This is a genomic window from Bifidobacterium sp. LH_743 (genome assembly GCF_056355775.1).
This window is the reverse complement of sequence record NZ_JBKESZ010000002.1, coordinates 295,924-309,040: the sequence shown is the minus strand read 5'-3', so window position 1 is coordinate 309,040 and position 13,117 is coordinate 295,924. Positions and strand designations below refer to the sequence as shown.

Below are 13,117 nucleotides of genomic sequence, written 5' to 3'. Positions count from 1 at the left end.
AAGACCGACGGCCCAACCCATCCCGACGAGACCCTAGGCAACGACGCCGATGCCGGCAAAATCCCGCCGCCGGAAAACAACGGACCCTCCGCTTGTCGCTTCGGGACTATTTCGACAGCGGACCATGCCCCGCCATGCCCATGCGCGGCAGGGCCGGGAAACGGAGCTCGCTCAGGAACTCCAGAAACTCATGTTCACCGACGCGGACCAGCAGCAAGCCCACTGATCCGGACCGTCCCCACGACGATATTGGCTTATCTTCTGCAGCGTAGTCTCGTCCGACCACCCATCGCGGACGCGGGACTGGCGTTATGGACGATCGGACGACGACGGTCCGGGCGCGCGTGACGCACAAGGCGTTCCCGTTTTCATGATGGCGGCCGGCATCCTCCCGACAGGGAGAGGCCGGCCGCCATCGTCTTCCCCCTCATAGTCCGGCACGGAAGGAAAAGGGCGGTGGTGCTGTCACATAAACCCCCTGACATGGATGCGGGAAACCGTTGAGGGCGAACCATGCGTGCGGGCCCGCACGACCTTCCTATGGCGGGCGGGAATAACAGTGCCGATATCGGGCCGGAAACCATCCGGCCATGTGAACGACATGGAGGAACAAGACCACGCATCCGCCTGAGGATGCAGTGGCCCATTTTCACGAAGAACAAAAAAGGAAAGGATACCCAGCATGGTACCGAAACCATTCAAGACCGCGGTCGGCGCGTTGGCCGCCATGGCGACACTCGCCATGGGATTCACCGGGACCGCGGTGGCCGCGGACACCCGCATAGACGCCGGCAAGCTCGCTGTCGCCCAGCCGATCACCGTCACGTCCAACATGGACATCAGCGGCAAGAACCTCGTCGCGGTCCAGCTTGCGAAATACTCGTACGCGCAGACCGACGGCACCAACATCACCGGCTTCGACCTCGTCGATTCCGGCAAGAAGACCGCCGTGGCGAACGCGTTGAAGAACGCGGGCATCAACACGTCCACGACCAAAAGCGGCGCGTACGCGTACAACGCGAACAATCCGATGATCTGGGTCGTGCAGAACCTGCTCGACTCGACCAACAACCCATGGACCGGCCAGCTGCGCAACTTCCTGAACAAGCTCAACCATGAGAGCGCGATCACCGGTGACGCGGGCGTCAAGCTCGCCAAGGGCGCGAATGCGAACACCATGACCGCCAGCGTCACGCCGGGCGTGTACGCGATCATCGACCGCACCACCACGGGCCAGGCGTCCATCGTCATGTTCAACGGCACCGGCATCGACGGAAAGACCACGCTGAAGAACGGCAGCACGAACTACACGCTTGGCACCGTGTCCTACAAGACCCACGGCACCACCGTGAGCAAAAAGATCACCGCGACCAGCCGCGGCACCGTCGAAGGCGGCGGCGCGACCGCCGAAACATCCATCGGAAAGACCGTGAGCTTCGAACTCACCAGTCAGGTGCCGAACTGGACCGGCTTCGACAAATACTATTACGCGCTTAACGACACGTATTCGGCCGGCCTCACGTTCGACCCGAGCACCGTGAAGGTCAACGTGAACGGCAAGGACCTCGTCAACGACTCCAGCCACACGTACTGGAAGGTCACCACGGAGTCCGGCAAGTTCCATGTGATCTTCGCGCCGACCGCCGACGCGGAGGCCGCGGGAACCGTGTCCGACATCGTCGCCATGGCCGCATCCTATCCGATCCAGACCGCCGTCAAGGTCACTTACACCATGACCGTCAACAAGAACGCCGTCCCGCAGACCGCCGACACGAACACCGTGAACGTGGAATACTCTCGCAACCCGAACACCGTGACCGACCACACCACCACCCCGGGCAACACCGTGAAGGTGTGGGTCGGCAAGCTCCAGCTCGTCAAGAAGGACACCAACAACCAGCCGTTGGCCGGCGCGACCTTCCAGATCTTCGAGAGCGGCAGCACGGCCGCCGTCGCGTTCGTCAAGAGCTCGGACGGCTACACGTACCGCAAGGCCGACCGGACCGAAACGACCGGCACGACCGACACGATCACGTCCGTGTCCGGCAACAACGGCGTCATTAACATCACCGGCCTCGACGGCGCGTACACCATGAAGGAGACCAAGAGCCCGTACACCGGCATCACGATCCTGCCGAACTTCTCCTATACGCTCAAGGTCAACCAGTCCACCGGCATCACGACGTTCAACCCGTTTACCCAGGATTCCAACAAGCTCGCGTCCAACACGACTCCGAAGGGCTCCAACGCGCAGACCACCGTCATCAACGCGCGTTCCATTCTGGATATGCCGAAGACCGGTAGCGTTTGGATGACGATCTTCGCGGCCATGACCGTCCTGTTCGTCGCGGCCGGCACCATCATCCTCCGCAAACGCGCCTAAAAGCACGCGAACGGCAAAGACACCAACCTAATAACTGCAGAAAAAACCGGGAGGGGACGGACCTGGGGGAACACTCCGGATTCGTCCCCTCCCAACCATCACGGCCGAACCATACCGGCCGACACGAACACTTCCGTCTCCTTCATGACGGAACGAACACCGGGGGAACCGTGCCGAAACACACAAGACAGCCACACGCCCGCACGATCGGCGGGCGCACCATCGCGGGCCTGCTATGCCTGATCCTCGGCGCATTGTGCGGCACAACGCCGTTCCTGCTCATGGTCGTCCAATCCAACACCACCGCGGCCGCCACCAGCACCCACGAACGGAAGACCAGCCAGGCCGCAAGCGAACAGAGGCAACGACTCCACGAGGCGCTCGAACGGGCACTCGACTACAACACGCGCCTCGCGTCCGAACAGCAGCAGGTCATCGGAGAGGCCCACGATCCGTGGGACGACACGGACGGCGGGGAAAGCCTTGCCGACCTGGACACCACCTACCAATCACAGCTCGACTTTCCGAAGGACGGAATCATGGCGACCATCCGCTATCCACGGCTCGGCATCGATCTGCCCATCCGCCACGGCACGTCCGACAGCGTACTGTCCGCGGGAGCGGGCCATCTGTACGGCACCAGCCTGCCGGTCGGCGGCGAGAACACGCATGCGGTCATCTCCGCGCACACGGGCCTCGCCGACCAGCTCATGTTCGACAAATTGCGCGGCTTCGGCAGCCAGGCCAAGAAAGGCGACATATTCTACATCTCCGTCGTGGGCCGAACCCTCGCCTACAAGGTCACCGACATCAACATCGTCACACCGGACGACTTCAGCAAGCTCACCATCCGGCCCGGCGAGGACCTCGTCACCCTGTTGACGTGCACGCCGTACGGCGTCAACGACCACCGCCTCCTGGTTACCGGGCAACGAGCCGCCATACCCCAGCAGGCACCGGAACCGAAGGACGCGCCCAGGGACCATACGAACCAGCTGTTCATCCTGTACGCCGTCTGCTTCTGGACCGTGATCGGACTGGTCGTTCTCGTCCAGCTCGGTGTCATCCGGTCCGGACGGCACCGGCCCGCGGCGGAAGGAGACGGGGGTCGGCACATACACTCAACGCCCGCTCCACGCCCCAAGTCGGCACGAAGACCCGGATCTGGACCGGACACGTCGCGGGCGGGAAGAAAAAGACACGCGAACACAGACACGAACACAAGGAAGGGAAATCAATGAAACACACGAGCCATACGAACCGGAACGGGGAAGAAGCCGCGACGGCCATAAAAGCGATCCGCAGAAGGACCCTCGCGATGCTGGCTGCGGCCGGCACATTGCTGTGCGGTCTGGGCACCCAGGCGAACGTCCTGCCCCAACGGGCCGTGGCCGCAAGCCCCGCGAAAGCGTACGCGACCGCACGCGTCACCAAGATCGCGGACGGTACCGGACACGGCACCGCGGCCCAATCGTTCGTGAATGCGAAGAACGGGTTCCGTGTCGGCGACAACACCAAGGACGATGGAGTCGTATCCAGCGGCGACACCGTGGAATACCGGCTCGAACTCGAATTCAACGCGGCCGCCAAACGCCAGATCAAGGTCTCCTGGACGAAAAGCGGCCTGCTGAAGGTCGCGAAGGACCAGGGATCATTCTGCCAGGCGGGCAGCATGGTCACCGCCACTTTGAATTCGGATGATTCCTGCACGTACACCGTGCCCGCGGGCGTCGCCGAGACCATCAGCCAGAACATGTTTTTGACCGCCGGCGACACCGCCGGCAAGGTCGTTGCCGGACAGAGCGTCTCCTACACGATGGGTCGCGTCGGCGGCGAGACCCAGGCGAGCGTGAAGATCGGCGACCTGACCATCGTGTCCGCGCCGTCCTCGGACCTCGTCATCGACAACGGCGGTCTGGGCGACGACGGCGCGAGCATGGAACGTACCCTGCCGAACTGGACCAACGGCGGCACCGCGAGCGGATGGTTCGACCTGAAGGTCAAACCGCTCAACTATCCCGGCTGCAACACGTCGCACGGCGCATCCACCACGGTTCCATGGGAGACCGACGTGGACGTGAGCCGCTTCCCGGCCGGCACCGCATGGAGCATGGACGGCAAAACCCTTGCCGTCCATAACGGGCGTATCCACATCCCAAGCGGTTCGGGCGACCGGAAACTGGAGTACAAGCTCAAATACGAAGCCAGCCAGGCGAACCTGAGCGAACGCACGTACGACATCCGGCTCGTGCCCGACAAGACGATCTTCGCGAACACCGACGACGACGGGACCACGGTCCTCAATCTGGGATCGGGCGGCCAGCCCGGCAGCGGAACGCAACGCGACCAGTCCACGAAGGACGAGAAGACCGGCGCGATCCAAGGCTACCCGTACAAGAACAACGATTGGAGCCGCGTCAAGGTCGTACGCGAGGACGCCAAAGGCCAGATCTTCGGCCGACAGGAATACCAGCCATACACGGACGGCACCTACTTCGAACCATCCGCGCTCGACTTCACCAACGACAGCAGGCAATGGGCCGACAAGGCAGCGAAAGGCACTCGCCTCGAACAGCACGGCCTCATATACGCGCAGCAGATCACCGCGGATTGCGGACAGGCATGCCGGCTCGGCATCGGCGAGACATGGAATCCGAAATACGAATCCTACGATGGCGGCCTGAAGGTCCTCGACCCGTCCGGCAATGAGGTTGATCCGGGCAAATACTGGGTCGAATGGAATCCCAACTACCTGTTCGACTCCAACAAACGCGAGACCAGCATCTTCGCCACCACCAGCGGCTGGACCCGCGGCACGCCCCCCGCGAACGCGGGCAGCTTCCGCATCCACTTCCTCGACAACACCATCCCCCTGGGGTCGGCGTCAGGAGCGGGAACCTACCAGATCGTCTACTACACGCGCATCACCGCCGACGCGTCGGGAGGCAACATCACCTCGTTCCACGCGACCGAAGGCGACTTCACCGGCGAACAATACGTCAACGGCTACAAGTCCGTGAGCACACACGCCACCATCATCGCGCCCGGCAGAACCGCCGCGGAGAACACCATCAGCCTCGCCGTCGCCGACGATGACGGACAGGCCGTATCCACAGGCAACGTGAACCCCGGCGATCACGCAACCTACACCATCCACCCCAAGGTGAGGAACATCCAGATCACCAATACGCAGATCACGCCGACCGTGACCGTCGCATTGAACTCGAAACTCGCCGACCTGACCTGCGACGAATACTCCGACTGGACCATGGGCACAGGCTCTGACGGCAAGACCCTCACGTTCACATTGAAAGCCGGGACGAACACCGCATACGTGCAGGGCATGGGCGACTACGACCAGCTACCAGACATCCAATTCACCGGCCGTGTCGGCAATCTTACGGGCGGAACCGTCAACGCGACAGCCCGGACCCGCATCCAGGGCGCGGCGAACGGACCAGTCAGCGCGTGGGACGTGACCAGTCCGGCCGCGACTGCACCGTTCTATGTCAGCACCCAGCAGATCAGCAGCGGCCGCAGCCGTGCGTTGAAACCGAAAAGCGAGATCGGTGACACCCTGCAATGGGAATGGAACATCATCGACCGACGCCAGGTTAGCGTCGGCACCATCACCACCGTCCTGCACATGCCCACCCTGGACGATTCGGGCATGACCGGCACGGACAACACCGGCCTCGACGGCACATGGGGCGACTACACGCTCGGCCACTCGCAATACAACGGCACATGGAGACTCGACAGCGAGCCCGCGTTGAACGCGGACGACTCCACCACGACCACGCTCGCCTATTCCACCACCGTGAAAACCAGCGACAATCCGGCCGACTACACATGGAAATCATGGAGCCAGCTCACCGACACGGATAAAAGCAAGATCACCGCGATCCGCGTGCGGAGCGAGCCCATCGATAGCGCCGGCATGAAACTCGCCGCCTCTAAGGGCACCATCACCCTCACTCCGACGGGCAACAAGGTGAATGACCGGTACAACCTGTGGATCGGATCCAACAGGAACGCCAAGGGCGAACGGTTGAACACGATCCCGTTCCCGGGACGCATCACCATCGTGAAATCCTCCATCGCCGGCACCGTCTGGTGGGATCTGAACCGCGACGCCGACAAGGGCGCGGATGAAAACGGCATCGAAGGCATCACCATCAAACTCTGGAAAACCGGCCAGGACGGCAACAAGCAAGGTTTAAGCCCATACAGGACGGTGAAGACCAGCCCGGACGGATCCTACCTGTTCGACGACCTGCATTCCGGCACCTACCGGGTGGAGGTCACCCGACAGGAAGGCACCACGACCGGCAGCGGCGTGCAAACCAAGGTCAAAACCTACTACAACCAGGACGGCGGCATCGAGAACACCGTCAGCTGGAACCGGAAATACTATTCCCAAGCCACCGACCTGGGCGACCAGCTCGCATTGGACGTGGACACCGCGAAGACCCGTGTGGACTTCGGCTACTACAAGACCGATCCGAAAGCCGTGTTGGACAAAACCCAGACCAACGTCGACTGTGCCAACGCCGGCAACGGCAAATGCACCATCAGCTGGGACGTGAAGGTCGACAATGCCGGCAAGACCAGCTTCCCGACCATGTCGACCCTGACCGACCGGATGAAGGAGAACGCGAAAAACGTGACCGTCACAGCCGGCACAACGTCGATGAAAGAGGCAAGGAACGCACGAATCCTGAAAGCTTTCAGATCGTTGAAAGGAACCTATTTCACGGATGCCGAAGGATATCTTTACTTTGCCGGCGAAACGGAAGGTAGATTCAAACCACAGTACACGTCCGCGTTCGACCGTCATGTGTCCAAGGTCGACTGGGATATCAAAGTGAAGAAGATCGAGTCTGACTCACTTTCGGGCACAATCGCACTGGATTCGGGCGGACATCTCTGGAGGTGGACATCATCCAGCAATCCGACACGATACGAAACCAATGAAACCTTCAAGGACGTGGTTAACGCAAGAGGCTCGTATAACAAATACACTGTCGCACTGGGACAGAACGGCCAACTATGGACGTTTACCAGCGCCGGCGAACTGACGAAACTCCAGGAGGGCACCAGGTTCACCTCGGTGACGAGGACCACAGGAGTAACCACCTTCGCGGCATTGGATGAAGCCGGACACATCTGGACATGGGGCGACTCGAACGGCGGAAGCCAGCTGGGAGATGGAACAGTCGACCGCGACAAACCGGTCATGATCGCCAAAAACCGGACCTTCGTTCAAGTTGCTGGAGGCTATACTCATTTTGTCGCGCTGGACACCAATGGGCATCTCTGGAGCTGGGGAGTTAGTGCATACGGAACCATCAAAGTAGATCCGAATAATACCACGCCGATGATGATCACGGACGCGCCCACGCCGATGATGATCAGAAGAAACCAGACCTTCGTTCAAGTTAGTGCCGGAGATCATACTACCTACGCCTTGACGAAAGAAGGAGTCCTATACGCATGGGGCAGAAACACCTCCGGACAGCTCGGCGACGGCACCACGAACAATCGTACCGTGGACAATCCGACTGTGGTCAAAATCGAAGGACGAATAACAAGCGTTATGGCTGGTGACTCGTCCGCGTATGCGTGGGACGAAGAAGGGCATCTCTGGGGCTGGGGTCTCAACTCCAATGACTCGGTGCTAGGCGATGGCACAAAAGTCGACCAAAAGACCCCCGTGGAGATTGCCGCACCATTGGCTGATACGGGAATCCACGTCGACCCGACCGCAGTGCCGGTGTCGCCGACCAGCGAGACCACCGCGTCCGGCTATGTGACCCGCACATACAACCTCCCGTTCGAGATCGCGCCCGGCGGCAGCGTCGTGTTCCATTTCACGGGCGTCGTGGAACGAGCCTCCAAGGATCAGACAGTCGTGAACCAGGCGTGGTTCGACAGTCCGTCCACACCGTATTCGGGCACGCCGAACGCGCGCGCCGCGGGCGTGAGCGTTCCGTCGAAACCGGATTACACGAAACTGGACACCACATCCCATGACGTGACCGGCAACGCGTCCTGCCGTACCGGTTCGGACTACAGGACCGCGGACATGGAGCATTGGTTCAGCACGAGCGCCGAGGATTCATGCGACCAGGTCGGCGCGATCATCCCCGGCAATACCGTCATATCACCCGCGCGAGGAACCATCAGCGGCCTGTACTGGGAGGACACGAACAGGGACGGCATCCGACAAACCAGTGAGACGAAACGGCTCTCCGGACAGAAGGTCTACCTGTACAGCCAGGACGGAGACCAGGTCGGCATGACCACCACCGGAACGGACGGCACCTACAGGTTCGACAACCTCACCATCGGCAGCAACAAATACACGGTGCAGTTCAGCCGCGTCGACCGCCGCGACTTCACCAAACCGGACGCGAACGATTCCACGCCCGCCACGGACGGCAGCATCACGGACTCCGATGCAGGCACGGCGGAAGCCACGTACGGTCAGTCGACCGTGACCATCACGCTGACCGCCGCGAACCCGAACAAATCGAACGTGGACGCGGGCGTGCTGCCCGAGAAGGCATGGCTCGCCAGCATGCCCCATACGGGCATGGGAACAGTGCTGCCGCTGCTACTCCTGTGCAGTCTGGCGTCCATCGTCACGTCCATACTGCTCCTACGCCGTCCACGGACGGACACGCCGGACGTCCCGGACGAAGCGGAGCATTCCGGCGAATAGGCATGGAGGGCGTCCACGGCAGCCGGACGTGAAAACGCCGTAGGACGGACAGGGCGGATCATGGGGATCCGATGCGGTTCCCCATGATCCGCCCTTTTCCATGCCTTGAATGAATCCGTGCGGGAGACGCCCGCGGTCGATACATGGGTGGGGGTACCCTCTAGATAGGGGAGAGGGAGGCTGTGCGGACATGCATCACATCCCCCGGGTCGACATCAACGCCGATATCGGTTCCATGACGTGTGAGGGACTGAGGGAATCCGAGGGACTGAGGGAATCCGGACGCGACATGATGCCGGATTCCGATTTCCGCACACAACAGGACAAAGGATGGATCATGAAGAAGAGCAAGGGCATCGTAATCGCAGTCGCCACACTGGCCACGGCGGGAACCGTCGCATCGCCGGCATTGGCCGACGAGACCGCCGTCACGCCGGAGGAACAGGCCGGACAGGCCGTGGCCCAGGCACAGGAGGCCGTGGGCCAGGCCGTCGAGGCTAATGGTGGTTCCGAAGCCGTGGCGAAGGCGCAGCAGAACGTGTCGGACGCGCAGTCCGCGCTCGACCAGGCCAAGTCCGACCAGCAGGCGAAACAGGACGCGGCCGACCAGGCCCAGGCGGGCGCCGACCAGGCCCAGGCGAACGTGGAGCAGAAAACCCAGGACGTGCAGCAGGCCATCGATGACGATCCGACCGTGAAGCAGACCCGATCGGACCTGTCCCAAGCCCGGGAGTCGCTCGACCAGGCCAAGACCAACCTCGAAACCGCCCAGAACGAAGCGAAGAAGACCGCCGACAACGTAGCGAAGGCACAGAACGCCGCGGACAATGCGCAGCAGATACTCAAGGACGCCCAAACCGCGAAGGACAACGCGCAATCTGTGAAGGACAAGGCCCAGGCCAAAGCCGACGCGAACGACAAGGCCGCGTTGACGGAGGCTGAAACCCAGGCGAAGCACGAGCTCGACGTCAAGCAGGCGGCCTCCAAGAACGCCGACGAGAACGCCCAAAACGCACAGGCCAAAGCCGACGACGCGAAACGCCTCTACGACGACGCCGCCGCCATCGCGGGTGACGCGAACGATCCGGCCAAGATCCAGCAGGCCCAGCAGGCCGCGCAGGCAGCCGACCAGGCCGCCGCCGAAGCGAGGACGGCCGCGGCCGCGGCCCAGGCGGACGCAGCCAGCAAGGCCGCCAAGGCCGACGCCGCGAAGGAACAGGCCTCCGAGGCCAACCGGAAGCTGGAAGCCGCGCAATCCAAGGCCGACCAGTCCAAGACCGAGAACGAGAAGGCACAGAAGGCGTTGCAGAAGGCCCAGGCGGACAAGACCACGAGCGACCAGCAGCTCGCCAAGGCCCAACAGCAGGCCGACCAGGCACAGAAGGCGTTGCAGAAGGCGAACCAGAAACTTGAAGACGCTCAGACGGTCGCCGGAACCGCGGACAGCGAGCGGCAGGCCGCCCAGGCCGCGTACGATGCCGCCGTGAAGGCCGCGAACGACGCGAAGGCCGCGGCCGACGACGCCGCCAGGAAGCAGGCGCAGGGCGCTGCCGGCTTCTTCGACGACAAGGGCGCCGACTACGCGTACGCGATCCTGACCGACAGCAACGTGAGCAAGTACCTCGAATACACGCATCTGGGCGCGAAGGGCGACGCGACCAGCCTGGAGAACATGGTCAAGGCTTTGGACATGATCGACAAGTGCAACGAGCTGCGCGCATCGGTGGGATTGGACCCCGTGCTGGTGTCCGACGCGGACATGGCCATGGCGATGGTCAACGCGAACTGGGCGACATCCCTCGGTTCCAACGTGTATCACAACAACCAGTACGGGCAGGCCAACGAGAACCTCGCATTCAACTACAACGACCCGTACGACGGCTGGTGGGACCACGAGAAGGCCATCTACGACGCGGCCGTCGCCTCCGGAAACTATCCGGGACTGGAACATATGAGCGCCAGCGAAGTGTACTCCACATACCCTGACCTGTACTTCAACTGGGACACCATGGAAGGCATCGGACACTATCTGAACATCACCGTGCCCGAGAACAAGACCGTGGGCATGGCCGTCAGCAACAACAAAGAGGGCGGCATGTGGGATCCCGTGTGGAGCCAGGAGTTCACCACGTACACGATGCACAAGGACACTCCCGCCATGACCGTGGCCGAGTACCGTGCGAAGCTTACCGCATACATCGAGAAGATCAACACCGCGCAGAAGACCTACGAGGAGGCGTTGAGGAAGGTCGACGAGGCCAAGGCCGCGCTCGACAGGGCCAACCAGGCGAAGACCGCCGCCGACAATGCGAAGGCCCAGGCCAAGACCGATCAGGCGAACGCCAAGACGACGGCCGACGCCGCGAACGCCACGCTCACGGCGGCACAGGCCGATGTGAGCGACAAGGCCGGCCGTCTCGCGACCGCGACCGACACCGCATTGCAGGCAAGTCAGCAGTTCGACGCGGCCACCGACACGTTGGACATCGCCAAAGCCGACTACAAAGCTAAGCAGCAGGCCTACAAGCAGGCCCAGCAGGCCGCCGACACGGCCAAGCAGACGCAGGAGCAGGCCCAGACCGAGCTTACGGAAGCGGAAAACCAGCGACAGCAGGCCCACATGCGTGTGGACGTGCTTACCAACGCACAGGCCACCCTCGCGACGGCCAAGGCCGACTACAAGGCCAAGCAGCAGGCCGCGGACGAAGCCAAACTGCAGGCCGAACAGGCCCAGCAGGCCATGGAGCAGGCCCGAACAGCATACGACCAAGCCAAGGCCGCTTCCGCCCAGGCCGAACAGGACGAGCAAGCGTTGCGGCAGGCCGTAGCCGAATTGAGCGAGAGGACCCAGGCGTTGGTCGACGCGCAGGACGACTACGACACGAAGGTCCGGGCATTGACGGACGCGAAGACCGCCCAAAACGAGGCCGAAGCCCGCGTACAGGCCGCCCAGTCCGCGAAGGAACAGGCCGACCAGCAGCTCATGGCCGCGCAGAACGCATATGATCAGGCCGTCAAGGCCGCGGCCGACACCGAAACCGTGCAGGCCGCCCGGGCCGCGTTGGCCGCCGCCCAACAGCAGGCCGAACAGGCCCGGCAGGCATTGGCCGCCGCCCAATCCGCATTGGATGAGGCCAAGCAGGCGACCCAGGCCGCGCAGACGGCGTATGACAAGGCCGTCAAGGACCTGACGGAAGCACAGGCCAAGCTTGAACAGGACAACAAGAAGAAGCAGGAAGCAGCCGAACTCGCGAAGAAGGAGGAGGCGTCCCGCAAGGACAGCCAGACCGTGGTCCTCGCCGCCAGCCGCACGGCCGACCGGCAGATGGCATCCACCGGCGTGGACGCGAGCCTGGTTACCCTCGCTCTGTTCGCGTTCGGCACCGCCGGCGTGGGACTACACGAGGTGAGCCGCCGCGAGACCGTCACCGCACATCACAGCGGCCGCTGATCGTTCCGCTATCCGACACACGAAAACGCAAGGCCGGACATCCATCCGTCACGGATGGGCGTCCGGCCTTTCCCATACCCGAACCCGGTCCGGACCGCACGTCCTGCTTCGCGAAACTGGTGCGGGAGATACAGGTGGCGATGTCTTTCGTCCCCACACCCATCCCCGACGCCCAGAACGACGAGATGCGGTACGCGGAAACGCTCGGGATGTGAGCCGAACAGAAGGCACGGATAGATGAACGGATAGACGAAGGGCAGGCGCACCGACGTCTCGGCAGGTTCTAGGTGCTTCGCCGCGTCACGGAGGCCGCGGCGAAGCCGGGGGAGACGGACCCTTCGCTTCGCTTCGGGACGATTCCGACAACGGACCATGCCCCGCCATGCCTGGTGCGGCGGGGCCGGGAAACGGAGCGGCGCACCGATGCGCCGCAACCCTTCTATTTTCTTTTGGACCGTTCGGCTAAAGCCTCATGATCGTAACCGCCTGAACGCCCGCGCCACGCAATGCCGAACCCCAAGGGGTTCGGCGTGCTCGCGGACGCTCCGGCGGCCAG

4 protein-coding genes are annotated in these 13,117 nt (G+C 62.7%); all 4 read left to right on the top strand.

Features of this window, described 5'->3' with window-relative positions:
- Nucleotides 1-682: 682 nt before the first annotated feature.
- Entirely contained in the window at nucleotides 683-2,383 is a 1,701-nt protein-coding gene (locus tag AC1ATL_RS04540; RefSeq protein ID WP_476568819.1) for an isopeptide-forming domain-containing fimbrial protein, read from the top strand.
- 170 nt (nucleotides 2,384-2,553) lie between these two features.
- Nucleotides 2,554-3,624 (top strand): class C sortase, encoded by a 1,071-nt coding sequence (locus tag AC1ATL_RS04535; RefSeq protein ID WP_476568817.1) that lies wholly within the window; start codon nucleotides 2,554-2,556, stop codon nucleotides 3,622-3,624.
- A complete protein-coding gene (locus AC1ATL_RS04530; RefSeq protein ID WP_476568815.1) occupies nucleotides 3,621-9,110 on the top strand; it encodes an SdrD B-like domain-containing protein in 5,490 nt (1,829 codons plus the stop codon). The genes AC1ATL_RS04535 and AC1ATL_RS04530 overlap by 4 nt, the downstream gene beginning before the upstream one ends.
- A gap of 190 nt (nucleotides 9,111-9,300) precedes the next feature.
- Entirely contained in the window at nucleotides 9,301-12,561 is a 3,261-nt protein-coding gene (locus AC1ATL_RS04525) for a CAP domain-containing protein (protein ID WP_476568813.1), read from the top strand.
- The last annotated feature ends 556 nt before the right edge of the window (nucleotides 12,562-13,117 follow it).